Consider the following 25974-nt stretch of genomic DNA (forward strand, 5'->3'; position numbering starts at 1 on the left):
TTACTTGTTATCATCCACGAACATAGCTTCCCCACGCGCGTGGTGGTTTTCAGCAAGTTCTTGAAGTTCTTTTCCAACCGGGTTTTTCTTGAACATCCGTAATAATACGACTGTACAAATCGTACCGAGCATCAAGTACAAGGCACTGAATAGAATCAACATCGGACCAACAGCAGTTGATGTCGTCGCCGCATCTGCTGTCCGCATGATGCCGTACAGTGTCCAAGGTTGACGACCAATTTCAGCATACATCCAACCTGCTTCAATTGAAATCATCGCCAGAGGTCCACCGATGAAGACACCTCTTAAAATCCATTTGTTATAAGGATTTAATTTTTTCAAACGGAATGCCAAGATGAACAAGGCAGAGATGGCAGCCAAATACATACCGATCGAAACCATGATATCGAAGAAATAGTGAACGATCAGCGGTGCTTGATCTTCTTTTGCGAACTCATTTAGACCAATGACTTCTGTATCTGGAGCTCCACCCGCAAGAATTGAGAGTGCATATGGGATTTTGACGGCACCCTTGATTTCATAACTGCCGTCTTCTTGCTGATCAAGTATCCCACCAAAGATCAACTCGGCTTCACTTGTCGTTTCAAAATGCCATTCAGCGGCTGCGAGTTTCTCTGGCTGGTATTTCGCCAAGTATTTCCCTGAGAAGTCCCCGACAAGTGCCGTCGAGAAGGCAAAAATCAATCCAGCCATAACCGTTAAGCGAAGTGCTTTTTTGTGATACGCTGTTTCCGCTGCTGAGAGTGTTTTTTTGCGGAGTAAGTGGAACGCCGCGATTGCCGCCAAGATGAATGCGACTGTTAAATAAGCCGATACGATGACGTGTGTTGCTTTTGTAGGTGTTGCTGTATTGAACATTGCTTTTAATGGTTCAATTTGCGTTAGCGTTCCGTTGACGATCTTAAATCCTTCTGGTGAGTTCATGAAGGAGTTGACCGTCGTAATGAAGAATGCTGATGCTGTCGCACCAATGACGACCGGAATCCCGATCAACCAGTGTAACCATGGGTTTTTAAACCGATCCCACGTGTACAGATAAATACCGAGGAAAATCGCTTCAAAGAAGAATGCGAATGTTTCCATAAATAGCGGTAGTGCGATCGTTTGACCAGCCACTTGCATGAGTGACGGCCAAAGTAGTGATAATTGCAATCCGATGGCCGTCCCTGTCACGACACCGACTGCGACGGTAACGACGTATCCACGCGTCCACCGTCTTGCTAATAAAATATAATCCGGATCTTTGCGTTTCAGACCGATGAATTCAGCTGCGAGTACCATGAGTGGTACCCCGACGCCAATCGTCGCGAATATAATATGAAACGCTAATGTGAGCCCTGTCAACAATCGACTGAGCAATACGGGATCATTGAACATGTATATAGCCCCCTCTTCCTAAAACATACTTCTCTATATGGTCTATAACCGTATCATAGAGAACATAACCCTTTATGTCTGTTTATAATGTTTGATGTAACAAATTGTTCACATGTGCACGTGATTTTTTTCACAAAATGTTCGAAAACTCCTATTCTTACATATATAAAAAGCTTTCCCATTCTTGATTTCGAAAGGGAAAGCTTAATGTCCTTCATTATTTCATAAAACTTTTTAAACATATTCTCGGAAATAATGATCGAGTAAATCAATCACAAATGGAATAGCGGATTCATCCGGATTCAAGGTTGGTTGATGAAGTCCAGATGTTGGATTGTCGACTCCGAGCCAAAACATCATCCCTGGAATTTCCTTCAACATGAATCCAAAGTCTTCTCCTGTCATTGCTGCATCACATTCAATATAGTTCGCATTCATCTTAACGAATGATGAAAATTTATCAACGATGTGTCGGTCATTGACGACCTCGTAATAACGATTTCCGAATTGCAGATCAATCTTGACGCCAAAGGAAGCTTCGATTCCCCGGATGATGTCACGAACACGTCGTTCCAGTTTTTCCATATCTTCCCCGTTGAGTGCGCGCATCGTACCGTCAAGAACAGCTCTACCGGCGATGACGTTTTCTCGAATCCCGGCATCGACCTTTCCGATCGTGATGACGCTACAGTTCATCGGATTGATGGATCGGCTGACGATTGTTTGCAATTGCATGATCAAGGCTGCTTGCGCAACGACCGTATCAATCGTCAAATGAGGAAATGCCGCGTGACCACTTTGACCATAGATCGTGATATGGACTTCTCGAGCACTCGCGAACAAGACGCCTGGACGGCTTGCAATCGTACCGACTGGATACTCCGGTGCGACGTGAAGACCATACATCTCACTTGGACGATATTTTTCAAACAACGGACTTTTAATCATCGGTTCTGCCCCGCCCGGACCTTCTTCCGCTGGTTGGAATAAAAAGACGACATCATCCATGACCGGCAATTCAATGATTCGTTTCATCAATCCCAACGCAATCGACGTGTGCATATCGTGACCACAGGCATGCATGAAGCCTGGATGTTCCGAGCAAAATGGAAGACCTGTCGCTTCTTCGATTGGTAACCCATCAATGTCTGCCCGGTATCCAATCGTCCGATTTCCAGTCAATCCTTTCACTCGAACGAAAACACCCGTTTCGAACGTATCATACGTGACACGATCTGGTGGATAAGCACGAATTTGTTCCAATATAAAAGCTTGCGTCTTAAATTCCTTGAACCCTGGTTCTGGTATTTTATGAAGCGCGCGCCGCATTTCAATGGCGTATTCCATCTGACTGACTTCCTCCTTCTTCTTTTACGATGTCCCAAAATGCTTGAACTTGTTTTAGTTCAAGCATCGATTCCGTAGATAAAATCCATGTATCTCGCTTTAATATCTTTCCAGATGATGTTTTTAACGGAAGCTGCATGACTTCATTTGATTGTTGGATCGTCGACTCGGGTAAAATCGCAAATCCAATTCCATGTAGAGCCATCTGCTTACATGTCTCGATTTGATCGACGACCAACGTCCGAGATGGTGGACTTGCGAACCGATCTTGCCACCATTCTAAAATTTCCTGATAGTACGTTGAATCACTCTTGAACTGGATGAATGGTCGATCCGTCACGCGTAACTGTTCGATTGACGTCAACTCACTATCGACTAAATAGAGCGGATCCGAGAAAAGACGTTCTTTGACACCTTTCCAGTCCGGGTTTCCACGAATGATTCCGATATGAAAATGTTCCTCTAACATATGGCGCATCATCTCACTGGACCATCCCGTGACAAGCTGAACACGGACATGCGGATAACGCTCAACGAATCGTTTCAAGACACGCGGGAGCCAGTATTGCCCCATGATGGAAGCGACGGCAATTCGAAGCGTCCCATAAACAGCCCCCTCTTCTGCTGTCAATTCACTTTTTAACTCAAGTTCCTTCCGATTCATCTCTTTTGCGAGACCGATTACTTTTTCTCCTTGTGGTGTGATGCTTAACCCACGCGATGAACGAATGAATAACTTTGTTCCCCAGCGTCTTTCAATCGCAACGAGACGTTGACTAAGTGCAGGTTGCGAGACGAATAATCGTTCAGCAGCGCGCCTCATATTCAATTCTTCCGATAAGGTGATCAACATTTCCATTTCCGACACTTGCAATGTGAGATTCGACTCCTCATGATATAAGATGGCATTAGTTTAACACGTTAGAAAGGACGATACATATGACACGCTATCATTTTATGTTCATCATCTCAACGATTGCAACGCTTGGCAGTCTCTATTTCAGTGAAATTCGCGGATTCATTCCCTGCCCTCTCTGTTGGTGGCAACGGCTATTCATGTATACGACTGCCTTTTATTTGCTCATCTCGCTATTCCGGTCGAAAACGATCGATCCGCTCTTCGTTCGCCTGTATGTGCTTGCCGGCTTTGGTGTCGCCTTGTACCACGTCATCCTTGAGCGCTTACCCGATGGCGAAGCATTATGTACAAGCGGCTGTCTCATCAAGTGGGTCAACTATTTTGGTTTCTTGACGATTCCGATGATGAGTCTCATTGCCTTCACTTTACTCTTGATTCTAGCGTTCTATCCAGCACGTTCGAACAATGAAGCATAAGATGGGGCTGACTCAAAAGTCAGTCTCTACAACGATAAGGGTGGCAGAATGATGATCTGCCATCCTTATCTCGTAACAAAAAGAATGACGCGTCACACGCCACTCCTACAGGAACAAGCCATTTATGCGCTGTCAGAGACGAACAAGACCCGCTTTCCTGCTTCAACGAAGCAGGAAAACTGGCTTGTGTCTCGCCTGAGGAAAGGGCGTGAAAAGACGCGTCATTCTTTTTTTGAGTCAGCCCCCGTTTGACATCACGTCCAGCGATTGAAGACGCTCACGGCACTTGAGAACGCAAGCTCCGAGAGTTGTCCCGTACCTTCACACCAGTCCCCGACGAAAGCGATACCTGCATGATCCGGAATATGAGTCGCAAGCGGCGCTTGCCCCATTTTCCATTTGATTTCTTGTACGACTGCTCGTTTGATCGTTCGTTCTGCGACGATACGTTGTCGCCAATCTGCAAAATGAACGTCAAGCATCTGTTCGATTCCTGTTCGGACATGTCCAATATATTCAGGATCCTCAAGTCGATCGTGTTCAAGGTAGGCGATTGCTTGAAGGACTTGACCATCTTTCGGTGCAAGACTTGCATCATAATGCGATAAATCCGTGATGAAAGCTCGATGCGAACGGTCGTAGATGTATGAATACGGTGTTTGGATATACGGATGAAGTCCAAGATCATACACGAATACTTCTACCGGTTCATGGCTCGCGTACGGTGTAACAAATCGCTGAATGGCAGTGGGAGTCGCCATTTTTAAGATTTCACGCGGTGGTACGGCAAAGATGATCCGTTCGACGTTCCATTCTTGTTTCTTTCGATCACGTACTAAGAATCCTGTCGTAGTCGATTCGACTGCTGTTATTTTTGTTTTTTTCAGGATTTCTCCGTGGTTCTCTAGGATGATCCGTTCCAACTCCTGTATTAACCCTTGCCATCCACCTTCGATGTATGAGACAGGCTTGCGCGTCCGAAAAAGTTTTTGATAATACTCGAAATAGACGTCTGACGGAATTTTTTCGGGTTCTGCCGTAAAAAAGTTCGTTGATGCCAAATCAAGCATCAACTGTGCCACTTGTTCATCGACTCGTTCTGTCTTTAACCATTGCCCGATCGATTGTTGCGGATCCCCTCGTTCGACTCGTAAAATCGTTTTAATGATTTCCCATGTGAAACGTACTTTGTTCGTTCCTTCGATGACTTCTGTTTTCAATAATCCCCAGGCATTCGCAGGAACTGCCGTCAAATGACCTGAAAACTCATATTTCGCACGACTCGCCGAGAAATCCAGCCACGTCACTTCGATACCGAGCTGTTTCGTTAGTTTGCGAAGAATCGATTGATCGCGTCCGTAAATCGCATGAGCACCGTAATTAAACGTAAATCCTTTTACGGTTTGAGAGGTGGCACGTCCTCCAAGTAACCCCGCATCCCAAAGCGTGACCGGCGTTCCTTGTTTTGCGAATAATGCAGCTGCCGTCAAGCCGGATAACCCTCCACCTATAATCCCAATCGTCATACTCTCGCCTCCTCAATCATCGTTTCTCTTCTTTTCCCATAACAATTGAAGAAGAATCGAAGAACATGAAAAAAGACGTGATTTCACGATTGAAATCACGTCTCCTTATTTTGGATTAGGCTTTCCACCATTCATCGAGTGGTGAGACCGGCATATGATGCTTGTGTCCAACACGTTTATACTGCGTCTCTAACTTTTCTTGACTTGCTTCTGAAATCGTCTTTCCTTCCAAGTAGTCATCGATTTCTTCATATGTCATACCAAGTGCCACTTCGTCTGGTAATGCCGGACGATTTTCCTCAAGATCTGCTGTCGGAACTTTTTCAATCAAGACTTCTGGTGCGTTCAAGTAACGTAAAAGTTGTTTCCCTTGCCGTTTATTCAGTCCTGTCAATGGCGTCAAATCACATGCACCATCACCGTGTTTCGTGTAGAATCCCGTCACGAATTCAGCTGCATGATCCGTTCCAACGACTAAACAGCCATAATGAGCGGCTAAATCATATTGGCTTTTCATTCGCTCCCGCGCTTTCGTATTTCCTTTACTAAAGTCGGAAAGTTCTGCACCTGTCGCTTCTTTGAACGCCTGCATCGATGCTTCGACTGCTGGTTTAATGTTCACACGAAGCGAATGATCCGGTTGAATGAACGTCAAGGCTGTCTGTGCGTCTGCTTCATCTTGTTGTTCCCCGTAAGGCAAGCGGACCGCATAAAACGCGACATCTTTCCCCTCTTCTTTTCGCAACTCTTCAACAGCCAGTTGGCACAGACGACCGGCGAGCGAAGAATCTTGTCCGCCAGAGATGCCTAATACGAATCCTTTTGCTCCTGTATGCTTGAGATACGCCTTCAAGAAGGCTACCCGCTCGTTTACTTCTTGTGCTGGGTCAATGACAGGTTTTACGCCTGTTACTTGGATGATTTCTTGCTGCATAAATCGCTTCACTCCTTCATGTTGTGTTAATCGTCATTTTGAATCAATCATTTGCTGATCCGTCGTTTGTTTCGCACTTGCTCCTTTAAACTGACGGATTGTCGATACGCGTACTTCCGTACTATCACCTAAAGAGGAGATTGGTAATTCAACCGTATACTGTTTCGTTTCGCGTTTCGTGAACGTATCTTTTTCAATCGCTTGCGTGAATACTTGCTCTTTCTCAAAATCATACGTTACGTGTTGTTTCGCATCAATCAATTGAGCCTGAAAACGTTGTGAGGAAGGATACGTCACGTTCACACTGTGATCATTTGGATTCGTTAAAGAAATGTCTAATTGCATCATGTCGTCCTGCTTTGTCGTTTTGACTGCGATCTGAATCGGTTCGTTCGTGGTTGTTGTTGCCTGTTGTTTCTTTTCTTGGCAACCTGCTAAACAAACAGAAAGCAGTAGCAGAATGAAAACGAGACGTTTCATCTCATCCCTCCTTTTATCTCTAATAATTTTATCACAAAAAAAAGCGAGAGAGGATTCTCCTCTCTCGCACGTTTATCCACTTATGCCACAGGTAAAGTCGATGGATTCATTTTGAATGAAAACAATTGCTCTAATCCTGTCGCAAACAGTTCGTCACAAATATCCTCTGCCGCGTTTGCTGGCGCGACTAATGTAATCGTACGACTGTCGATTGTTTCGATCGTTACATATACCCCTGTTTTTGTCCGTTCCTTGTATCCTACTGCTAAATCTGTTTCAGCGAAAAGTAACATATCCCCGATTCTCCCCTTTTCTCATTCATAATGCCCAGCCAAGAGATGACCTACATGATTCGAATTCGTTATTGTAGATTAACTGTACCAAAGGGCAGGAAAAAGAAGAAAATTGTCATTCGACATTTCATTTCAAAACAATATTTCAATTTCATCAGGGATATTTTGGAATGCTTGATTTAGTTGTTAGATGCAAGCGTTTTAATAAGCATTTCCAACACATTTCATTTCGATTTCAAAAAGATGACAACATAATTTTGATTATTTTACCAGTGTTTTTAGACAACAGGTAAAATATACCTAGACAATTGGTGACTCATTTTGTCGAATGATTCTCTTAAGCAATTATTTTTTGAGTTCTTATGAACTTTCATCTATCATTCGATTCATTTGCTGCCAAACCGTTCCTAGTGCTTCTTCCCCACTTTCGATCCGCGTTAATGCGAGTTCGGCTTGTAGAGCCACTTCATATTCCCGGTCTCGAATGGCTTCACGCAGTCTTGGAATCGATTGTTCCGTTCCGACATCAAACAGGAAGCGAGCAGCTCGCCAGCGTACTAATTTATTTTTATCCGCTAACGCTTCCATCATCATTGGTTCAGCTTCTGGCATCGCCCAATCTGAAATCGTATCGCCTGCTGTCCGGCGAACGATCCCTGACGGATCATGCAGTGCACTCGTCAAATACTCTAATAGTTCTTCACGGTGATCTTCGAACATCCCAAGCTTTACGATCGCTTGACGTCGAATTTGCATCTTCTCGTCCTGTAACAGGCGAGCATAAGCTGGAACCCATTCCATCTCAACAGGTAGTTCATCGAGCGCTGCGAATCGTTCTTTCCAATCGGATGATTGAATCGCTTGACCGCTAAATGTAATGTCTTCTCCTGCTGCGAGCGACTTGAGACGTTCGAGACGTTCGACTGGATAGGCAATCTCAATCTCATTCGCTACCTCACGCAAACTTTCGTCAAGATCACCGTATCGAGGTGCTTGTTCCACCCAGCGTCGATCGCTAATGACATTCTGAACGAATGGTTGGACGAATAGCGCTGCTTCCCGGAAACGTTCCGACAGCCCTTCTCGTTTTTCTTCTAATCCTTTCACACCTTTGATTTGCATCGGTACGCCTAAAATGAACTGCACGAATAGATGGACAGGCTCATACTCAGCATCTGTCTCGTGCTGTTCAACGTCATTTAACGTTTCACCAAACGCACGTCGTATATCGATGACAAGCGAGCGCCAATCATATTTCGGATAACGCTCGATCGATAAAAAGTCACTGACCTGATAAACGAACTTAACGCCTGGTATTTCAAGTAATCGCTGAATGTGTTCCGGTGCGCCAAAGGCATGCTCAAATGTCTGCCCCTTTTCCGAAAAGACCTCATCAACGATGACTTTCATGTTATTTGGACTTGGTGTTGGTTCAATCGCTACGATTTTCATGTGTATCCCCTCCATTTCTATCATTTCAGATATCTCATCTGAAATGCAAAGCAAATGCCCTACAGACGTGACCGTAGGGCAAAAACTTACTTGAATGCTTCTTCGATGATTGCAACGAAAGCATCCGGTGTCTCAAGCATCCCCATGTGTCCACTGTCTGTTGACCGATGCATGAGATGATCATTCTTTGGTGCAAATGCACTTTCCTCTGAAATCAGTTGATCTTTCGTGCCATGAATGATGAGACCCTTCACGCTTGCTTTCGTCAAGACCTTCGTCATATCTCGCCGATCTCGCATCGCAGAGAGCGCACGAATGGCTCCTTCGACCGTCATCATGTATCCAATCTCAAGTGCTTCAGCGACAGCAAACTCATCTGCCCCTTCAGCGAATAAGGATGGAACAAGACCATTGACGAATTCTCTGACACCGACTTCTTCGACGCGCGTGATGTTTTGATTTCGTTTTTGTTTCGCTTGTTCATCATCTGCTTTAGCTGTCGAGTACACAAGACCGTATCCACTGATTTGATCCGCATACCCTTCAACGATTGCAGCTGTGATGTATCCACCAAAGGAATGCCCGATGATGATCGGCTTTTCGATACCACGTCGATCAAGTTCATGCATGACCCATTCTGCAAAGCCTTCAATCGTATCAGGACCAACATCGAGTCCTTCATGTCCCGGTAAACTTAGTGGTAATACATCAAAGGAATGTCGTAAATTTGCCTCTACCCGATTAAAATAATCTGTTCCTCCTGTAAATCCATGCAGGAGTACAAGTGTTTGGTTTTCCATTGACTACCTCATCCCTTCCATTCAGATGCGAGCATCCGGTACATCGTCAAGTCCATGAAACGACCATGACTGTACGCATAATCTGCTAGTAAGCCTTCTGCTTTGAATCCTAATTTTTGTACTAGTGCATTAGAAGCGAGATTTTCAGGTGCGACGAGGGCGCTGATCCGATGGAGAGCAAATTCTTCAAAGCCATATGTCAGAACAGCTCTTGCCGCTTCCGAGGCGACACCACGTTGCCAATAGTCTTGACTAACTTCAAAACCAATTTCAGCCCGATGGTATTGGGACAGCCAGTTATGAAAACCAATCGTCCCGATCAATTGATTCGTTTGCGCATCAGCAATTGCCCAGCGAATCGCTTTACCTTGCGTGAACTGTTCCTTAAAGTAACTGATGACATTTTTAGCTTCATAGACCGTCACGAGCGGATCTGATCCGTAATAGTACATGACTTTATCGTCCGATAGGATTTTAAACAATTCGCGTGCGTCACGGTTTTCGAGCTCACGTAATATGAAGCGCTCGGTCCGCAATTCTGGGAAAGGCTTTCGCAAGCCCCACATGCTCCATCACCTCTCTTTATGCTTCTCTATGTAGTATGCCCGTTTTCAGAAGTAAATATCCTTTCAGGCAATTCGAAGTTTTGCTACTATTAAATTATGAAGTAGTTAGTCATGGAAAGGAAGCGAAGTGGTATGTCGAGTGCGTTACTTTACTTATATGAGGACGAGGAAAATCAACGATTAACGATGTCAGGAGTACATTTCTCTGATTTCGCTGCAGCCGTGGATTTGAAACGTCCTTTACTCATTTCAGGAAGTGATTTCAAACAGACGAAACAATCGTTTCGAACGATGCTTCATTACATCGAATCGCATGAGATCGAACAGTTTTCACAATCAACGGATGTCCAGCGTCATCCTTTGACTGCTATTGATATTCGATCTTCCCATTCGCTCGATGTATTGACGGATGTCGAAATCGCGGAATTATTATTTTTAATGCATATGAAACGAGGGACACCGCTTCCTTTCCTTGACTCGATCGAGAATGAATTGGTCTATTTTAGCGAACACGATGGGCTTCATGCTTCTGTTTACTTGAAGGATTGGTCACGAGTAGAACAACTTATCTCCGATCTCGTACAACGGAAATTTCGTCAGCACGCACGATCCGTTGCTTCGATCGCCTTAACAGCTGAAATCATGATTCATATCCGTCATCTCCTCAAAGAAGGAGTATTGATTGATTTTGAGAGTGCAAAACGGTCTGTTTTCTCAAGAAATATCACGATTCCTGTATATGTAGCAGGACGATATGAAGATATGAGCGTACTACATGAAGATTTTGAAGCGGAGAAAGAATCGATCCTCCGACGAGGAACGCTTGTTTGTCGCAAAAAGAAATGGAGTTTTGAGTTAGATTGACCTTTAGCATCTTTTTCTTTTAGAAAAGGATGCTTTTGTTCTATTTGAATTTCACATGATGATTCCCTCTTAACAGGTATTCCTATACATATGACAATATTGTTAAAAATTTTTTCGAATTTTCACACAAAATAAGACTAGCATCTTGTGAAGACTTCGCTATAATGAGGATAACCTTTTCAAGATAGAAGTTAGACCCGGTTTTTTATAGGGATAGTACTGGAATCAACAGAAGGAGGAATTCAATATGGATCAGTTAAAAGTGAACGGAATTGGCTCATTCACGAAATTTGCGACAAATGGAAACATCCTGAAATTAAAGGATGCGACACTCGGTGAAGTAAAATTGTCGCTGAATGAAGCGAGTTCAATGACCATCGCCCCTGTCGATGAAGAAAATGGACTTTTCATCATTAAAGGGCAACAGCAGGAATCGCTTGTTGAACTGACGTTACCACGTCAATCCTGTGAGGTCGTTCACGCTTGGCTCCTCCATAAATTGAAACGCCACAAAAAAACGCGCTCGATTGCAACGAGCTGATGTGTACCGTAAAACGTCTTGAGTAGAGACCCTCATCTCTCCTCAAGACGTTATTTATTTTCAAAAATTCGGTGATGAATTTTCAGAAAATATTGTTTTATTAGATTCTTCATGTTATCCTTAGAAAAATTCAAACAGGAGGTTTTAAACATGACATATACATCGCTTATCCAAGTACGACTGATTGTGATTAGGACCAGGGACTGAAGATTCATTTCTCGATTGAGGAGATGAAGACCAGGCCCTTTTCGTCATTTCGACAAGGCGTCTGATCACACGACGCCTATCCACGCACATCGTGGATGAGGCTTTTTTTATTGAAATTAGGATGAATGGAGGACAACACATGTTTAAGACAAAAGATACATTTGCTTTAGGATTTATGATTTTTGCATTATTTTTCGGTGCGGGTAACCTGATCTTCCCACCGGAACTCGGTGCGCTTGCGGGTTCACAGTTCTTTCCTGCCATCCTTGGCTTTATCGTGACGGGTGTTGGTCTTCCATTGCTCGGCTTACTTGCAGTTGCCTCTATCGGAGGTGGCATCAAAACACTTGCTGCACCACTCCCTCGTTTTGTAGGTGCTGCCTTGACGTTCGCACTCTATGTGGCGATCGGTCCCTTTTTCGGGATTCCGCGAACATCGGTTGTCACGTATGAGCTCGGAGTCGTACCATTTCTTGGTGCTCCCTCACAAATGACGTTGATCATCTCATCGAGTCTCTTTTTCCTTGCCACACTTTATCTTGTACTACGACCAGGAAAATTACTTGAGATCATCGGGCGTTTCATCACACCATTATTACTGATTGCTCTTGCTGCATTAAGCATCAGTAGCATCGTTTCGCCGCTTTCGAGTGTCGCTTCACCGAACGAGGCGTATGAGACGACTGGACAGGCATTCATTCAAGGTTTCCTTCAAGGGTACTTAACGCTTGATGCACTCGGTGCCTTGGTATTTGGTGTCGTCGTACTGCATACATTGAAAAGCCGAGGCGTTCATGAACGAACAGCACAATTTAAAGTCGTCACTCGTGCCGGAATCATCGCTGCCACTGCTTTGACTCTCGTCTATGTCGGACTTGGAATGATCGGACGTAACACATTTGCCGCCATCGGAAAAGTTGATGGTCCAACACTTCTTCAGCATTATGCAAATACTGCCTTCGGCACAATCGGTTTAGCTGTACTTGGTCTTGCGATCTTGCTTGCATGTTTGACGACATCAGTTGGTCTCGTCACCGCATTTGCAGAATATATGATGACGATTTCCAACCGTGTATCTTTAAAAGCGGCAAGTATCTTCACGACTGCTCTTGGTCTTACGGTATCGATCGTCGGATTGCAGACATTGCTATCCATCGCCGTTCCGGTATTGATGTTCCTTTATCCAATCGTCATCGTCTTGATCGCTTTGACATTCATGCGTCATCTGTTCCGTCGTAAGTCGGTCGTTTATCAATCAACTCTTGGTGTAACGATTTTCTTCTCATTCTGTAGTGCGTTGAATCAACTTTCGCTTTTCCCGGGAAATCTTAAAACGTTCTATCAATCCTTGCCTTTAGTGGATCAAAGTTTAGAATGGTTATTTCCAACACTCATCGCCTTCGGTATCAGTTCATGGTTTGGACACGTTTCCAGTGCTTCTATCACACAAAAACGCGCTAGCTAGTGATTCCGCTTTCATCGCTATGGTATGATGAACAAAATGGTTCTATTAATGGAGGCGTCATATACATGGATAAGATTGCTTGGATTACCGACAGCATGGCTTTTTTTGAGCCAGGAGAGGCTGAAAAAATCGGAGTCCATGTGATACCGACTTTACTCATCTTAAACGGGGAGTCTTACCGGGAGTATGTCGATATCTCGATTGAACAGCTTGATCAAAAAATGCGAGAAGATGCTCACGCTTCACCGACGACTTCTCAACCATCATTCGGTGACTTCGTGACCTTGTATGAACAATTACTTGAAGATGGCTATGATTACGGGTATGCGATTCATATTACGAGTGGATTGAGCGGCACGTATTCGAGTTCCGTCGCTGCAGCTGAAGCCGTCGGTTTCCCCTTATACGCGATTGATTCGTATACAGGTGCTGCGAATCAGCAAGAACTTGTCCGAATCGCACAACGACTCGTTGCTGCTGGTAAAGGTCCCGATGAAGTCATGTCTACGCTTGAGACATTCAAGCACAAATCGCATTTTTATCTGATCATCGGAAATATGGAGACGATGCGACGGAGCGGACGTGTCTCTGGGAGTCAATTTTTACTAGCAAACATGCTCAATATTAAACCAATCGCTCAATTTAATGAGGAAGGACGGCTTGTTCCATTTAAAAAAGTTCGTTCCATCAAAAAAGCTTTTAAAGAAATGGTTAGTGAAATTTCATCAAAAGTCAGTGCTCATGGTGTATATGATCGGACGCTTTATGTCAGTCACACGCTCGCTCATGCCGCTGCTGAAGAATTACGGCGCTTGATTTCTACAGAACATCCGGAGCTTCAAGTACGCATTACCCAATTTGGTCCTTCCATCTTGGCACATGCTGGCGCTGAGACGGTCGGTGTGTACTGGTTCGATGAGATTCCTTTACCAACAACTTGATATCTTGCACGAAACGATGAAAACCGGACGGTCTGCTTGAGACCGTCCGGTTTTTTCATGTCGTTTCATACTTACGAAATAGTTCTTCTAATAATACAGCTTCGTCCGTCGTCCGTTGAATCGGCTCATGCGGAAGCGTGATTACACTGGATAACGTCTCAGAAGGATATACATCAATCGAAACTTGTTCCATTTCGATGAGATACTCAAGGATGGAATCAAGTGATGTCTCCTTATTGAATTGACGAAGCCAATTTTCATATCGACGATCCACTTTTCCTTCTTTAAGCAAAATCTTTCCACCGTCAATGATCGCCCACTTCGGTGGCGCATCGATTTGAAAGAGTTCCAACTGCTGGTACTCTTCCATCGTTCGTTTCGTCACCGGAACAACACCGTTAATCGACACTAACCGTTTTAATCTAAGATGCGCTCGCATCGTCATAAAACGAGGTCGCCCAGCGACTCGTTCGACAAGCAACGTCGGCTTGTCGATGGAGCGCATCGTCTCTTCATCAAATAATAAACTATGATCAACATCTAACAGTAACATCAAGCCACTCCTTTTTTTCTACGGGAGACGATGAATGCATAGGAGCTACATAAAAGAATCGCGGCAAAACAATATCCACCGATGACATCTGAGAAATAGTGAACGTTTAAAATGATTCGAGAAGCTCCCATGGCGAGGAATAATCCAATCGTCACGATCGATACAAGTACCTTCCCACCTGTTTTCAAATGACGAAACGCAACGACGAGAAATCCGGCATAGACGGCAAAAGCCATCGCTGAGTGACCACTCGGAAAACTGTATCCTACACCACCAACCAGTTCATTTAATGAGGGGCGCTCTCGAACAAAGGCGAATTTAACGACTTGATTCAATACACCTACTGATACTGCCATGATCACGTACCAGATGCTTGCAATGCGATCTCGCCACAAAACATAACTCAGTATTCCAAGTAAGACCGTCATCGTCATCGCCCCTGGACCTGATCCGAGTTGAGTGAACCAAGAAACGTAATCCCCTGGGACGTGTTGCGACATATATGACGATAATTGAGCATCAAATAAAAAATAGCCTGTTGTCCGAATGGAGACAGCAATGATCACAAATAAGACGACAGCAATGGATGCACCAATCCACGCCGCTCTTGCACCACGCATCAGTATGTTCCCTTACGTTCTTCTAATTCTTCTGCTGAATAGTCTTCCTTATCTCGCAAACGGTGCGCTAGTCGTCCGGATGCATTTGCTGCAATGGCCGCGACGATATCATCCATGAACGTATTGACTTTTCCGTCCCCAAGTTTCGTATCGAGTTCTTTGATGATACCAACCTTTGCTTTATCCAAATATCCAAATGTCGTAACCGCAATCGAACCATACGTGTTGACGGCACCAATCGCAATCGTCTCATCTACGCCAAATAGCCCTTCATCGCTTTGGATGATGGACAGCAGAGGTTCTGATAATAACCCTTTTTCCGCCAGGATGTCTAGTTCTGCTCCGACGAGAATCGCATGTTGTAATTCACGTTTTTCAAGAACACGTTCTACTGAACTGACACATGTTTCAATTGTCAGATCCACTGTGTATGGGGCCTGCATTTGGTACACGATCTCAGCGATTGCATGAATCGTCACCCCACGTTCGTGTAACTTATCGATAGCTGCCTGTTTGACCTCTTTTGAATGTGTTTTCTTCATGACTATATCCACCTCTCCAACAAAGTACCTCATTAGTATACACGGATTCTGAAGCTCCTCTCAAACTTCTTTGACATCGACGCCAGAATCCGTCATGATTATTTTGTAAAGCGTTATCATTTCAGGGGAAAGTAGGGGATTTTCGATGAACATCGGGGTTGTATTGTTTCCATCGAAACGCGTTCAAGATTTTGCCAATTCATACCGAAAGAGATATGACTCGAAGTATGCACTGATCACACCTCATATCACGCTACGGGAGCGGATGGAAGTGGATGAGACAGAATTAGACCACATCGTAACGGAGTTGAATCGAATCGCGTCCGAAACGAAGCCTGTCAATTTGCACATCCAAGGAGCTCGTTCGTTCCATCCGACGAACAATGTCTTGTTCCTTAAAGTAATGCCGACGGATGAGTTAGAGCAATTACATCGCGCTTTGCATACTGGTCCACTCGAACATAAGCCGAAATACGATTTCTTGCCACATATCACGATTGGTCAAGAACTGTCGGATGTCGAACTGTTCGACGTGTTAGAACGTCTCAAGATGGAAGATATTCGTTTCCAAGAGGACGTCACGAAAATGGCTTTATTGTATGAACTGGAGAACGGTGCTTGGAGTGTCTATGAGACATTCCGCTTCACAGGTCAATGAATGATTAAACTTCCCGGTCGAAGCTTCGACCGGGAAGTTTTAGTTCTGGTAATACACCGTATGCATTTGCCTGTTCTTCTAAAAAATCGTCAGTTTCATGTTCGCGGTAAGGATCAGTTGGGCGTATCGGTTGAACCCGAGCGACTGGCTCAGTCTTTAGTTGTGGATCGACACGAACTTGACGGTTCACGTATTGTACGACTGTAAAATCGATTGCATTCATCCATTACACTTCCTCTCTCCTTCAACATGTTCATATTTGACACTTCCCCGATCCAGCACAAAAAAAACCAAGCCCCCTTCTCAGGAAAGCTTGGTTCAATCTGTTATCTATTAAAGAATGTGGAATCCGCTATCGACGTGAAGGATTTCTCCTGTCACCCCACTCGACATTTGTGAAAGCAAGAACAGTCCACTTTGACCAATTTGTTCTGTCGTCACATTACGATGAAGTGGCGCACGTTCTTCGATGCTATCAAGAATGGAATTAAAGTCGCCAACACCTTTTGCGGATACTGTCCGAATTGGACCAGCTGAGATCGCATTGACACGAACGCCTTGCTGACCGTATTCAGCAGCGAGATAACGAACGCTTGCATCTAATGCGGCTTTCGCAACCCCCATGACGTTGTAGTTTGGAACCATCTTCTCACCACCGAGGTATGTCAACGTGATGACTGATGCATCTTCCGTAAAGAAATCTTTCGCCGCCTTGACGACTGCTGTTAAGCTGTAAGCTGAGATATCAAGTGCTTGCGCGAACTGTTCACGCGTTACCCCAGAAAATTCACCACGAAGCGCTTCTTTATCCGCGAATGCGATCGAGTGAGCAATCCCTGAAATCTTACCGTGGTCCGCATGAATCGTTTGGAAGACCTGTTCGATTTCTTCATCGCTCGTGACATCACACGTATAATAAGAAGCCGGACGTGATAATTCTTGTCCTAATTTTTCAAGTGGCGCCTTAAAACGTTCCCCGACATATGTAAATGCGAGGCTTGCTCCAGCAGCGTCGAGCGCACGTGCGATGCCCCATGCAATCGAACGTTGGTTAATGACGCCCATGACGACGTACGTCTTGCCTTCGAGTGAAGGATAAATATTCATGATAAAGTCCCCCTTGAATTAGTACCTGGTAATAAAACCTATCTTCAGGTTACAAAAACGTAACGCTTCTGTCAACCATCGCTCTTGATATTGCGGATTTGATAAATTACGGTAATATAGAAAGTGATAGAAAGTAGGGATGAAATGAATCGATTCAAATCATTTACACAACGTTATGATCATACGTTGCTTTTTTTACTCGCCTGTCTGATGGTCATCAGTATCATCGCCATCTATACAGCACAACCTTCGCTTAAAGGTGCGATCAGTGCCATCAACTTCTCTGCCAAACAAATTCAATGGTATGTCATCGGCTTCATGGCGTTATCGGTCGTCATTTTCATCGATTATGAACAGTTGAAGCGATTCCACTGGTTTTTATATGGAGCAGGTATCGTATCATTGATCGGTCTTGTCGTTCTTCGAAACACACCAATCGTCACTGAAATCAAAGGGGCATACGGTTGGTATCAATTCCCAGTTATCGGTACGGTCCAACCTGCTGAGTTCATGAAGTTCTTTTTGATCGTGACGCTCGCTGCCGTCATTACCGAGCACAATGCGCGTTATGTTCAACATGAAAGAGATCTCTTGTTACTTATCAAGTTGGTCGCAGTTACAGCCTTGCCGCTCGGTCTTATCATCATTCAGCCCGATTTAGGGATCGGTTTGATTCTATGCGTCATCCTCGCATGTGCGATGTTGTTATCAGGACTAAACTGGAAATGGCTTTTGACGATGTTCGGTCTGTTCGCTGGAGCTGTCATCATCTTCTTTTACCTGTTCTTTTTCCAAAATGATTTGCTCGCAACCTTTTTCCCAGGTCACGCGATGAACCGGATCATGGCTTGGTTACAACCGTTCGAATATGCGGATGATCTGTCGTACCAGCTCGTCCAAGCAATCAACGCAACAGGTTCAGGGCAAATGTTCGGCGTTGGATACGGGAAACTGCAAGTGTTCGTTCCGGAATTGCATACAGACTTCATCTTTACGACGATTGCCTCACACTACGGTTTCATCGGAGCTGCCATCGTCTTGATCGTCTTGTTCCTGTTCGTCTATCGCTTGATCCAGATTGCTCTCGAAACAGCAGATCCATTTGGTACCTATATCGTGACAGGATACGTCGCGATGTTTACGTTCCAAATCTTCCAAAACATCGGGATGACGATTGGTGTCTTACCAATCACAGGTCTTCCCTTACCGTTCATCAGTTATGGGGGATCAACGATGATCGTAAACCTCGTCGGTCTAGGATTGATCATGGCAATCGCCTCTCAATCTCGTATTTCCATGTTCGATGAAGACTAAACACAAATAAAAGGCAGTGGACCGAGTCCATTGCCTTTTATTTGTGTACTTTATCATTCCAGTCGGAGATCCTCAGGAAGTGGTGCTTCAAAACGAACCCGTTCTCCCGTCGCAGGATGAAGGAACGTTGCTGACGCACTATGGAGCGCCTGACGCGGAAGTAACGGGTTCCCTTGATACATCGTATCGCCAATCAAGGGATGCCCAAGAAAAGCAAGATGGACACGAATTTGGTGTGTCCGACCTGTCTCTAGTCGGATATCGAGTAATGAGATTTCTTGGTTAAAGGCTTGAACTAGACGGCTATTTAAGATATGCGTAATGGCTCGTTGACCATCTGGTCGTACCATCCGTTCCATGAAAGAATGATCGGTTTGACCAATCGGTTGATCAATCGTTTGTACCGGTACGTTTCCGGGTGCATACGCTAAATAATGTCGTTCTAATTCATTGGATCGTTGCATGAGACTCATCCGGTGATGGGCAAGCCCGTGTTTCGCGAACAAGACAAGACCACTCGTATCACGATCGAGCCGATTAACGATATGGATTGCATACGGAATTCCTTGTTTTCGGTAATAACCAAGGACATAGTTCGATAATGAGCGTTCCGGATGCAGTCGTGACGGAATCGATGCCATGCCCGGCGGTTTATTGACGACGAGCAACCAATCATCTTCAAACAAAATATCAAGTTCCCCTTCTGTCGCCACCATATCCGGTGCTGGTGTCTCTTCCGGGAAGAAGACATGGACATGATCACCCGCGTGTAAGACGTCGTGGACGTTAACATGCTGACCATTACGCGTGATATCCCCATGATTTTTAATCGATACTAACATTTTTCGCGAAATCCCTAAGCGGGTCGTACAAAAATGACTGACACGCCAGCCATCCTCGATGTCAGTCACCATCTGTTGTAGCTGAAATCCATTCATGTTTCCATTTCCTTTACTTTAACGTCTTTCGTCTGCCAGGAAAGATTCCCGCACCCGTTGCCAGAACGGGAAAGAACGAAAACGAGCAAATTTCACTTTTTTATCAGAGACCCGGCATCGAATCGATGTCACGTTTTGATGAATGATCGAAGCATAGTGGTCATAGGTCATCTGAAAATCAATCGGATTGACGGGACGAATTTCGACATCATGATGTTTCGGTAACAACATCGGTGAGCCGATCGTCCGGTAGACACGATTGTTGATGGAAGCCATCTCTGTAATTTGAATTGCTTCGAGCGCCGGGTGAACGATCGCTCCGCCGAGTGCCTTATTGTAAGCTGTCGAACCAGAAGGTGTTGATACACACAACCCGTCCCCTCGGAATGTCTCGAAGTAGTCGCCTCGAATCGATAAATCACAAACGAGCGTCTGATTAAAACTTTTAATCGTACATTCATTCAAGGCAAGCAGTTGGTTGTGAGAACCGTCCGCATAATCAATCGAGAGTTCAAGCAACGGGTATTGAACCGTCGCTAAATCCTGCTTCGCGATATGATCAATCAGTTCATCCATTTCTTCAGGGCGCCAATCCGCATAAAAACCAAGGTGCCCCGTATGAATCCCAACAAGCGTGATCGTCTCTACTTGATCGAGATACGAATGAAACGCCTGTAGCATCGTTCCGTCTCCACCGATCGAGACGACGATTTCCGGCTGGCTGACATCAAGAATACATCCCCGATCCGTCAATGCCTGCTCGAGTTGCTGTTTCAGCGCATGAGATCGCTCATCATCACGAGCCGTGATTGCAAAACGCATGGTCATCCCCCTACTCTTTTAATCGTTCAGACGCCTTAGCGTCGCGTTGAAAGACGAGTTGTGCGTCTTGGATTTCTACTTTCAGCTGGCTCATCTCCGCATCAAGCAAAAATGCTGCCTCTGCTGCACGACGCAGACGTTCACGCGTCTCTTCCGGAATATTTCCTTGGTACTTATAATTCAACGAATGTTCAATCGTTGCCCAGAAATTCATCGCAAGCGTTCGAATTTGGATCTCGACTAACGTCGGAACTTCACCTTCGATCGTCTGTACCGGATAGGCAATGATGACGTGATACGATCGATAGCCACTATCCTTTTTTTGCGTAATGTAGTTTCGTTCTTCGACGATTTTAAAATCTCCGCGCGAGCGCAGCAGCTCAAGGACATGAATGATATCATCGACGAATTGACACATGATACGTAATCCGGCGATATCCTGCATGTCTTGTTCTAATGACTCACGCGCAATTGCTTTTCGTTCCGCTTTTTGAAGAATGCTCTTTACAGGTTTGACCCGTCCTGTGACAAATTCAATCGGTGAATGTTCTCCCCGTTGCTGAAATTGTTTACGAATCGCTTTTAGCTTAACTTTCAACTCATCGACCGCGATTTGATACGGTGCAAGAAATAAATCCCAATTTTCTTTTGTCATCTGATTTGTCACCACTTTTAATCGAATAGTATTGGTTCAGTGCCTGTTCCTACCTCATTCATGTTATCATATTTTCAGACATTCAACTAGAAAGGCGTGATTCCGATTAGACAAGAATTGGAAATCGAATTTAAGAACTTATTGTCTGAACAAGAATATCTATCGTTATTTACCCATTATGCGTCAGCTAAACAACCCATTTGGCAAGCAAATGATTATTTTGATACGCCTGATTTTGAACTTCGAAAAAAAGGTGCTGCCTTGCGGATTCGTGAGAAAAAACAAGGACTCGTACTGACTTTAAAACAACCCCATGAGGAGGGGTTGCTTGAAACGCATGTCACGTTATCATCAACTGAAGCAGAAGATCTATTCAAATACGGTCTAATTCATTCCAAAGAAATGAATCAACAGTTGTCGTCTTTTGACTTGCAAGGTTCGTTGGAACATTTAGGTCGTTTGGAAACCGAACGAATCGAGACGGTGCTTCCTGAAGGCTTACTCGTTCTTGATAAAAGTCGCTATCTTGGACATACCGATTATGAGTTAGAGTTTGAGGTCAGCAACTTCGAACAAGGGCAAAAGGATTTCGAGCGAATTCTTTCAGAACACGACATTCCCCAGCGCAAAACAAAAAATAAAATCGTCCGCTTCATGGAACGTAAAGCGCTTTCTTGATTTTTCGTGTAAGAATGAACAAGCAAAACCTTTGCTCTTTCTTTTTTTTCGTTGCTAAAATAGGGTAACGATAACAACAGGAAGGGGTGAACGGATGGAACACGCACAATGTAACGGATCTTATTGTTCATTGGACGAACCATCGATTCAACAACCGACGAAACCTCTGGAAATCTATCATTTTCTAGATGTTACACAAACGGATGGTTTACGGTTGATACCCGTCCTCAAGAAGCTAGAGCTAGAATATGGTCATCTGTTCCGTCTTCGGACGATTGCAACGATTCCATGCGCTCCATCACGATCTGCATGTGATATGTCACCACTCGTCATTCTAAAAGCAATTGAGCTTCAAGGCAAGACGTTTGGTATGCGATTCATGCGACGCCTTCGAATGCTTCATAACGTCGAAGGAGAGAGTGCTTATAGTCGCCCATCATTGATGCGGCTAGCAGAAGCATTAACGGAGTATGGTTTGGATTTAGAAGAGTTTCATCGTGATGTCTCGTCGGATACAATTCAGCAAATGCTTGAGAAAGAAACCGAACTAGTCACCGAGTGGGATGTTCGGATTCTTCCGACACTTGCTTTCGTCGGAGACGAAGAAGCGATTAAAGCAGAAGGACCTTATGAGTATTTGGTGTATGTCTCGATCTTAAGTGAATTGCTAGATCATACGATCGAAAAACAACCGAAGCCACCACTCGAACAATTCTTGAGACGGTATGAAACAGCAACAACGGCTGAAATCGCCTTTATTTATGACGCTCCTGAATCCCAGATTGAACACGAACTAAAAAAACTGGTCTTGCAACAAAAATGTGCTTCTCTATCGTACTGTGATGGAAAAGTATGGCGTCATTTAAAAGATTCGGCACACGCATGATAAAAACAATAAAAGGGACAGTTCAGCGTGCTGAACTGTCCCTTTTTGTGTTCAATCATAGACAAAAGAAAAAGTCCCTCCTGACGAGAAGGACTTTTTCTTTTGACCACTGGATGGGGGAAAAAGAGAATCGACTGGGGAATGTGACCCTCTTCACAATATAAGTATATCGTGGACTTCGCCTCTTTTCCACTCTTTGTTCACTTTGTCACAAAGATGTCACTCTGCTAACAAAGCTTCAAATTCATCTAGGACACGTTCAAATTGACGCAATGCTGCTTCAACTGGCGCTTTTGTCGTCATATCGACACCCGCAGCTTTTAATACTTCGATTGGATAATCACTTGATCCCGCTTTTAAGAAATTGTTAATGTATCGCTCTACAGCAGGTTGTCCTTCTTCTAGAATCTGATCCGTCAAAGCAGCGGCAGCAGAAATGCCCGTTGCATACTGATAGACATAATAATTGTAATAGAAGTGTGGAATCCGAGCCCATTCTAGACCGATTTCTTCATCTAATACAATTTCGTCTCCGAAGTATTTTTGATTCAACGCATAATACGTTGACGTTAAGAATTCCGGTGTCAGCGATTGTCCAAGACGTGCCGCATCATGAATTGCATGTTCGAACTCGGCGAACATCGTTTGTCGGAACAATGTTCCGCGGAATGTTTCGAGTTGATTGTTTAATAGATAGAGTTTCTCTTTACGATCCGTCACTTTCTTCAATAGATAGTCGTTCAATAATGCTTCATTCGTCGTTGAAGCGACTTCTGCGACGAAGATTGAATAGTCACCGTATGGATATGGTTGAGACTTCCGCGTGTAATAACTATGGACGGAATGTCCGAATTCATGTGCGAGTGTAAAGAGGTTGTTGATGTTGTCTTGCCAGTTCATCAAAATGAACGGCTGTGTATCATAAGCTCCAGAAGAGTAAGCTCCACTCCGTTTACCACGCGTCTCCCGGACATCAACCCAACGTTCAGACAACCCTTCTTCGAGGATATGCTTGTACTCTGCTCCGAGCGGTGCGAGCCCTTCCACCATCAATTGTTTCGCTTCCTCGTAAGAGACTTTCATCTCCACTTCAGAAACGAGCGGTGTGTACATATCATACACGTGTAGTTCATCGAGTCCGAGCACTCGCTTACGTAGGGCAACGTAACGATGAAGCAATGGTAAATGCTCATGTACCGCTTCAACTAATCCATCATAGACGGACTCAGGAATCGCATTACCATGTAAAGCTGCTGCGCGTGCCGATGGGAACTTCCGGACATCCGCATAGAAGTTGTCTTTCTTAACTGACCCAGCAAGTGTTGAAGCGAGCGTATTCGTGTATTTTGCATATGTTCCATACATCGCTTTAAATGCGGCTTCACGGACCGAACGATCAGATGATTCCAGGAATGTGATGAAGCGACCATGTGTCAACTCTGTCTCTTCTCCGTCTTCCCCTTTGATTTTCGGGAATGTCAGATCTGCATTGTTCAACATACCGAACGTCGTACCGGATTGACCGAGTACTTCTCCTGCCTTTGCAAGAATCGCTTCTTCCGCTTCCGTCAGGACGTGTTCACGCTCTTGATTCAATTCATCAAATGCATGACGATACATCGCAAGATCTGGATTCTCATTAAGATACGTCTCAATCGTTGACTCAGGTACAGCTAACAATTCTGGTGTCATGAAAGCAAGCGTTGCTCCGATTTGCGACGCGAGCGTTCGAGCACGGTCATTCATAGCTTGGTAGAAGCTGTCTGCTGTATTTTCGTCATAACGCATGTGCGCGTATGTATAAAGCTTATAAAGGCGTCTTGAGACTTCGTCGCGTAACTGTAACCCTTCATAGAGTGTTTCTGCACTCTGTCCAAGACGCCCCTTATACTCGACGAGTAATGGAAGCATCGCTTTCACCGATTCGAATTCTTCTTCCCACGCTTCGTTCGTTGCGTAAATCGACTCTAGATTCCATGTTTCTGTAACGTCAACATCTTGACGTGTTAATACTTCTGCCATTTCCCTCACTCCTTTAATTCAGTTATACCTGTTTTCTTTTCGACAAACAATCGAAGTGCTCCTGCTAAAACAGCTTATTCGCCTCCTCAATCCGTTCCATCCATTCTCTGACGAGAGCATCAATCAAATCTCTTTCAATCGATAGATTCAATTGGTGAAGCAGTTGATTTATGGCATGTTCTAGACGGATTGAAGTGTACCTCCCTTTTAGCTTTAAAAAGACTGCGATTTGAAATTCAAAGGGATGGACGGGGAGAAATAATAGGCGTGTGATCGGAAGAAAGGCAAAAGAGGGAAGGTTCTGCAGATGGAAACCTGCTTGATACAGTGGGGTCTTGAGAATGCGTGGAGGTAATGAAGGATAAAAAGGACGTCGCCGGTAGCGATGAACGATCCCTTGCCATCGAGCGATTGAAAATTTCCGAGGAAATGATGAAGGCTCTGTCGAGAGGAAATCAGATAACGAGAGCGATTGAACCGTGCAATAGACATGGTGTTTTGCAAAAGGAACTGGATGTCGAAATCTCCGGATTTGATTCTCGACGATCAGATCCAAATAATCATTTTGTAAAAATGCTTGTCGCATCCAACCCTGCAATCGCAACGTGACACCATGTGAAGGATGAAATCCGATCCACCGAACCGTTTGTTCTTGTTTCGCATCAAGTAAGGCTCGTCTAATCCATTCCTCTGCCGACATCGGAGAACGTTGAATCTCAATTCCAAGTTTCTGTTCCGGTATCCACAGGTCAAAACGTCTCTCTCCAGTCGTCCATTCAATTTCGACTTGGATACCTGCGTTTATTAAAGAATCGGCAATGCGCTTTTTCCAGGACATATGCACACTACTTTCTCCTGTACAAGCTGAGATATGTGCAAAATGTGGTCGTCGCCCTTGCCTGACGCGCAAGGGCTTCAGGCAATACGGACAACGTAAGGACATCGCTTTTAATTCATGGATGGGAAATCTGTGAATCATGATGCGTTTACCAGAAGCATCAATGGCTTCAAACATCTGAATCGTCCCCTT

The 25974-nt window shown here is 44.5% G+C and carries 29 protein-coding genes; 9 read left to right on the plus strand and 20 right to left on the minus strand.

The genetic code is table 11. The features are described from left to right. The 3 genes from K7G97_RS11315 to K7G97_RS11325 form a co-directional block, all read right to left on the minus strand. Entirely contained in the window at positions 1-1398 is a 1398-nt protein-coding gene (locus tag K7G97_RS11315; RefSeq protein WP_023468859.1) for a cytochrome ubiquinol oxidase subunit I, read from the minus strand. Between the two features lie 234 nt (positions 1399-1632). Next, the gene (locus K7G97_RS11320; RefSeq protein WP_023468860.1) at positions 1633-2745 is read right to left on the minus strand and encodes an N-acetyldiaminopimelate deacetylase; all 1113 of its coding nucleotides are present in this window, start codon (positions 2743-2745) and stop codon (positions 1633-1635) included. Beyond that, positions 2729-3619: a transcriptional regulator CcpC gene (locus tag K7G97_RS11325; protein ID WP_029342184.1), complete on the minus strand. Its 891-nt coding sequence runs from the start codon at positions 3617-3619 to the stop codon at positions 2729-2731. Before K7G97_RS11325 ends, K7G97_RS11320 begins: the two co-directional genes overlap by 17 nt. A 65-nt stretch (positions 3620-3684) precedes the next feature. On the opposite strand from K7G97_RS11325, the gene K7G97_RS11330 reads away from it, so the two are divergent. After that, on the plus strand, positions 3685-4080 hold the full coding sequence (locus K7G97_RS11330) for a disulfide bond formation protein B (RefSeq protein WP_023468862.1): 396 nt from the start codon (positions 3685-3687) through the stop codon (positions 4078-4080). Between the two features lie 254 nt (positions 4081-4334). Here K7G97_RS11330 and K7G97_RS11335 read toward each other — a convergent pair whose 3' ends face one another. From K7G97_RS11335 to K7G97_RS11365, 7 genes are all read right to left on the minus strand, one after another. Further along, the gene (locus K7G97_RS11335) at positions 4335-5606 is read right to left on the minus strand and encodes an FAD-dependent oxidoreductase (protein ID WP_223040609.1); all 1272 of its coding nucleotides are present in this window, start codon (positions 5604-5606) and stop codon (positions 4335-4337) included. Positions 5607-5721: 115 nt separating this feature from the next. After that, positions 5722-6540 (minus strand): ammonia-dependent NAD(+) synthetase, encoded by an 819-nt coding sequence (nadE, locus tag K7G97_RS11340; protein ID WP_215083893.1) that lies wholly within the window; start codon positions 6538-6540, stop codon positions 5722-5724. 33 nt (positions 6541-6573) lie between these two features. Further along, positions 6574-7020, minus strand: coding sequence for a BsuPI-related putative proteinase inhibitor (locus K7G97_RS11345; protein ID WP_223040610.1), 447 nt, complete (start codon positions 7018-7020; stop codon positions 6574-6576). An 80-nt stretch (positions 7021-7100) separates the two neighbouring features. After that, positions 7101-7313: a hypothetical protein gene (locus K7G97_RS11350; protein ID WP_023468866.1), complete on the minus strand. Its 213-nt coding sequence runs from the start codon at positions 7311-7313 to the stop codon at positions 7101-7103. 360 nt (positions 7314-7673) lie between these two features. Continuing rightward, positions 7674-8765, minus strand: coding sequence for a conserved virulence factor C family protein (locus tag K7G97_RS11355; protein WP_214723676.1), 1092 nt, complete (start codon positions 8763-8765; stop codon positions 7674-7676). Positions 8766-8851: 86 nt separating this feature from the next. Then, the gene (locus tag K7G97_RS11360; RefSeq protein ID WP_223040611.1) at positions 8852-9565 is read right to left on the minus strand and encodes an alpha/beta fold hydrolase; all 714 of its coding nucleotides are present in this window, start codon (positions 9563-9565) and stop codon (positions 8852-8854) included. A gap of 8 nt (positions 9566-9573) precedes the next feature. After that, positions 9574-10131, minus strand: coding sequence for a GNAT family N-acetyltransferase (locus K7G97_RS11365; RefSeq protein ID WP_195864703.1), 558 nt, complete (start codon positions 10129-10131; stop codon positions 9574-9576). A 132-nt stretch (positions 10132-10263) separates the two neighbouring features. On the opposite strand from K7G97_RS11365, the gene K7G97_RS11370 reads away from it, so the two are divergent. The 4 genes from K7G97_RS11370 (at position 10264) to K7G97_RS11385 (ending at position 14149) form a co-directional block, all read left to right on the plus strand. After that, a complete protein-coding gene (locus K7G97_RS11370) occupies positions 10264-10995 on the plus strand; it encodes a hypothetical protein (RefSeq protein WP_064299590.1) in 732 nt (243 codons plus the stop codon). 247 nt (positions 10996-11242) lie between these two features. Beyond that, positions 11243-11536, plus strand: coding sequence for a hypothetical protein (locus K7G97_RS11375; protein ID WP_050677561.1), 294 nt, complete (start codon positions 11243-11245; stop codon positions 11534-11536). Between the two features lie 346 nt (positions 11537-11882). Beyond that, the gene (gene brnQ, locus K7G97_RS11380) at positions 11883-13208 is read left to right on the plus strand and encodes a branched-chain amino acid transport system II carrier protein (RefSeq protein ID WP_223040612.1); all 1326 of its coding nucleotides are present in this window, start codon (positions 11883-11885) and stop codon (positions 13206-13208) included. A 65-nt stretch (positions 13209-13273) separates the two neighbouring features. Continuing rightward, a complete protein-coding gene (locus K7G97_RS11385) occupies positions 13274-14149 on the plus strand; it encodes a DegV family protein (RefSeq protein ID WP_214805206.1) in 876 nt (291 codons plus the stop codon). Between the two features lie 55 nt (positions 14150-14204). Here K7G97_RS11385 and K7G97_RS11390 read toward each other — a convergent pair whose 3' ends face one another. The 3 genes from K7G97_RS11390 to K7G97_RS11400 are packed head-to-tail and all read right to left on the minus strand — an operon-like array spanning position 14205 to position 15864. Then, positions 14205-14702 carry a hypothetical protein gene (locus tag K7G97_RS11390; protein ID WP_055968682.1) on the minus strand — a complete coding sequence of 166 codons (498 nt, stop codon included), beginning with the start codon at positions 14700-14702 and terminating at the stop codon, positions 14205-14207. Then, on the minus strand, positions 14702-15322 hold the full coding sequence (locus K7G97_RS11395) for a phosphatase PAP2 family protein (RefSeq protein WP_223040613.1): 621 nt from the start codon (positions 15320-15322) through the stop codon (positions 14702-14704). The genes K7G97_RS11390 and K7G97_RS11395 overlap by 1 nt, the downstream gene beginning before the upstream one ends. Further along, a complete protein-coding gene (locus K7G97_RS11400) occupies positions 15322-15864 on the minus strand; it encodes a phosphatidylglycerophosphatase A family protein (protein WP_034786059.1) in 543 nt (180 codons plus the stop codon). The genes K7G97_RS11395 and K7G97_RS11400 overlap by 1 nt, the downstream gene beginning before the upstream one ends. A 145-nt stretch (positions 15865-16009) precedes the next feature. Between K7G97_RS11400 and K7G97_RS11405 the strand changes: the two genes are divergently transcribed. Then, positions 16010-16522 carry a YjcG family protein gene (locus K7G97_RS11405; RefSeq protein WP_023468877.1) on the plus strand — a complete coding sequence of 171 codons (513 nt, stop codon included), beginning with the start codon at positions 16010-16012 and terminating at the stop codon, positions 16520-16522. A 4-nt stretch (positions 16523-16526) separates the two neighbouring features. On the opposite strand, the gene K7G97_RS11410 is transcribed toward K7G97_RS11405, so the two are convergent. Further along, complete coding sequence (locus K7G97_RS11410; RefSeq protein WP_223040614.1) at positions 16527-16745, minus strand: hypothetical protein; 219 nt, start codon at positions 16743-16745, stop codon at positions 16527-16529. Positions 16746-16855: 110 nt separating this feature from the next. Continuing rightward, positions 16856-17629, minus strand: a complete 774-nt coding sequence (gene fabI, locus K7G97_RS11415; RefSeq protein ID WP_029342212.1) for an enoyl-ACP reductase FabI — start codon at positions 17627-17629, stop codon at positions 16856-16858. Positions 17630-17773: 144 nt separating this feature from the next. On the opposite strand from fabI, the gene K7G97_RS11420 reads away from it, so the two are divergent. Continuing rightward, positions 17774-18943, plus strand: coding sequence for an FtsW/RodA/SpoVE family cell cycle protein (locus K7G97_RS11420; RefSeq protein WP_035396680.1), 1170 nt, complete (start codon positions 17774-17776; stop codon positions 18941-18943). 53 nt (positions 18944-18996) lie between these two features. Here K7G97_RS11420 and K7G97_RS11425 read toward each other — a convergent pair whose 3' ends face one another. The 3 genes from K7G97_RS11425 to K7G97_RS11435 are packed head-to-tail and all read right to left on the minus strand — an operon-like array spanning position 18997 to position 21358. After that, positions 18997-19881, minus strand: a complete 885-nt coding sequence (locus K7G97_RS11425; RefSeq protein ID WP_223040615.1) for an RluA family pseudouridine synthase — start codon at positions 19879-19881, stop codon at positions 18997-18999. An 18-nt stretch (positions 19882-19899) separates the two neighbouring features. Next, entirely contained in the window at positions 19900-20703 is an 804-nt protein-coding gene (locus K7G97_RS11430; RefSeq protein WP_023468882.1) for an NAD kinase, read from the minus strand. Positions 20704-20713: 10 nt separating this feature from the next. Beyond that, positions 20714-21358, minus strand: a complete 645-nt coding sequence (locus K7G97_RS11435) for a GTP diphosphokinase (RefSeq protein WP_035396676.1) — start codon at positions 21356-21358, stop codon at positions 20714-20716. A gap of 117 nt (positions 21359-21475) precedes the next feature. Between K7G97_RS11435 and K7G97_RS11440 the strand changes: the two genes are divergently transcribed. Both K7G97_RS11440 and K7G97_RS11445 read left to right on the plus strand, forming a co-directional pair. Further along, a complete protein-coding gene (locus tag K7G97_RS11440; RefSeq protein WP_262415743.1) occupies positions 21476-22036 on the plus strand; it encodes a CYTH domain-containing protein in 561 nt (186 codons plus the stop codon). A 94-nt stretch (positions 22037-22130) separates the two neighbouring features. Continuing rightward, entirely contained in the window at positions 22131-22922 is a 792-nt protein-coding gene (locus tag K7G97_RS11445; protein ID WP_029342209.1) for a DsbA family protein, read from the plus strand. A 219-nt stretch (positions 22923-23141) separates the two neighbouring features. On the opposite strand, the gene pepF is transcribed toward K7G97_RS11445, so the two are convergent. Then, positions 23142-24944, minus strand: coding sequence for an oligoendopeptidase F (gene pepF / locus K7G97_RS11450; RefSeq protein ID WP_223040616.1), 1803 nt, complete (start codon positions 24942-24944; stop codon positions 23142-23144). Positions 24945-25008: 64 nt separating this feature from the next. Then, positions 25009-25959, minus strand: coding sequence for a competence protein CoiA family protein (locus K7G97_RS11455; RefSeq protein ID WP_223040617.1), 951 nt, complete (start codon positions 25957-25959; stop codon positions 25009-25011). Positions 25960-25974: the final 15 nt, after the last annotated feature.

This window comes from Exiguobacterium acetylicum (genome assembly GCF_019890935.1).
Classification (GTDB): Bacteria; Bacillota; Bacilli; order Exiguobacteriales; family Exiguobacteriaceae; genus Exiguobacterium_A; species Exiguobacterium_A abrahamii.

What these genes read in the sequence shown, in the direction of transcription:
- brnQ (WP_223040612.1), top strand. Translation starts at nt 11,883, where the DNA reads ATGTTTAAGACAAAAGATACATTTGCTTTAGGATTTATGATTTTTGCA.
- K7G97_RS11320 (WP_023468860.1), bottom strand. Translation starts at nt 2,745, where the DNA reads ATGGAATACGCCATTGAAATGCGGCGCGCGCTTCATAAAATACCAGAA.
- nadE (WP_215083893.1), bottom strand. Translation starts at nt 6,540, where the DNA reads ATGCAGCAAGAAATCATCCAAGTAACAGGCGTAAAACCTGTCATTGAC.
- K7G97_RS11385 (WP_214805206.1), top strand. Translation starts at nt 13,274, where the DNA reads ATGGATAAGATTGCTTGGATTACCGACAGCATGGCTTTTTTTGAGCCA.
- K7G97_RS11375 (WP_050677561.1), top strand. Translation starts at nt 11,243, where the DNA reads ATGGATCAGTTAAAAGTGAACGGAATTGGCTCATTCACGAAATTTGCG.
- K7G97_RS11400 (WP_034786059.1), bottom strand. Translation starts at nt 15,864, where the DNA reads ATGAAGAAAACACATTCAAAAGAGGTCAAACAGGCAGCTATCGATAAG.
- K7G97_RS11335 (WP_223040609.1), bottom strand. Translation starts at nt 5,606, where the DNA reads ATGACGATTGGGATTATAGGTGGAGGGTTATCCGGCTTGACGGCAGCT.
- K7G97_RS11405 (WP_023468877.1), top strand. Translation starts at nt 16,010, where the DNA reads ATGAACATCGGGGTTGTATTGTTTCCATCGAAACGCGTTCAAGATTTT.
- K7G97_RS11360 (WP_223040611.1), bottom strand. Translation starts at nt 9,565, where the DNA reads ATGGAAAACCAAACACTTGTACTCCTGCATGGATTTACAGGAGGAACA.
- K7G97_RS11330 (WP_023468862.1), top strand. Translation starts at nt 3,685, where the DNA reads ATGACACGCTATCATTTTATGTTCATCATCTCAACGATTGCAACGCTT.
- K7G97_RS11445 (WP_029342209.1), top strand. Translation starts at nt 22,131, where the DNA reads ATGGAACACGCACAATGTAACGGATCTTATTGTTCATTGGACGAACCA.
- K7G97_RS11425 (WP_223040615.1), bottom strand. Translation starts at nt 19,881, where the DNA reads ATGAATGGATTTCAGCTACAACAGATGGTGACTGACATCGAGGATGGC.
- fabI (WP_029342212.1), bottom strand. Translation starts at nt 17,629, where the DNA reads ATGAATATTTATCCTTCACTCGAAGGCAAGACGTACGTCGTCATGGGC.
- pepF (WP_223040616.1), bottom strand. Translation starts at nt 24,944, where the DNA reads ATGGCAGAAGTATTAACACGTCAAGATGTTGACGTTACAGAAACATGG.
- K7G97_RS11435 (WP_035396676.1), bottom strand. Translation starts at nt 21,358, where the DNA reads ATGACAAAAGAAAATTGGGATTTATTTCTTGCACCGTATCAAATCGCG.
- K7G97_RS11455 (WP_223040617.1), bottom strand. Translation starts at nt 25,959, where the DNA reads ATGTTTGAAGCCATTGATGCTTCTGGTAAACGCATCATGATTCACAGA.
- K7G97_RS11350 (WP_023468866.1), bottom strand. Translation starts at nt 7,313, where the DNA reads ATGTTACTTTTCGCTGAAACAGATTTAGCAGTAGGATACAAGGAACGG.
- K7G97_RS11395 (WP_223040613.1), bottom strand. Translation starts at nt 15,322, where the DNA reads ATGCGTGGTGCAAGAGCGGCGTGGATTGGTGCATCCATTGCTGTCGTC.
- K7G97_RS11370 (WP_064299590.1), top strand. Translation starts at nt 10,264, where the DNA reads ATGTCGAGTGCGTTACTTTACTTATATGAGGACGAGGAAAATCAACGA.
- K7G97_RS11430 (WP_023468882.1), bottom strand. Translation starts at nt 20,703, where the DNA reads ATGCGTTTTGCAATCACGGCTCGTGATGATGAGCGATCTCATGCGCTG.
- K7G97_RS11315 (WP_023468859.1), bottom strand. Translation starts at nt 1,398, where the DNA reads ATGTTCAATGATCCCGTATTGCTCAGTCGATTGTTGACAGGGCTCACA.
- K7G97_RS11355 (WP_214723676.1), bottom strand. Translation starts at nt 8,765, where the DNA reads ATGAAAATCGTAGCGATTGAACCAACACCAAGTCCAAATAACATGAAA.
- K7G97_RS11420 (WP_035396680.1), top strand. Translation starts at nt 17,774, where the DNA reads ATGAATCGATTCAAATCATTTACACAACGTTATGATCATACGTTGCTT.
- K7G97_RS11410 (WP_223040614.1), bottom strand. Translation starts at nt 16,745, where the DNA reads ATGAATGCAATCGATTTTACAGTCGTACAATACGTGAACCGTCAAGTT.
- K7G97_RS11345 (WP_223040610.1), bottom strand. Translation starts at nt 7,020, where the DNA reads ATGAAACGTCTCGTTTTCATTCTGCTACTGCTTTCTGTTTGTTTAGCA.
- K7G97_RS11390 (WP_055968682.1), bottom strand. Translation starts at nt 14,702, where the DNA reads ATGTTACTGTTAGATGTTGATCATAGTTTATTATTTGATGAAGAGACG.
- K7G97_RS11365 (WP_195864703.1), bottom strand. Translation starts at nt 10,131, where the DNA reads ATGTGGGGCTTGCGAAAGCCTTTCCCAGAATTGCGGACCGAGCGCTTC.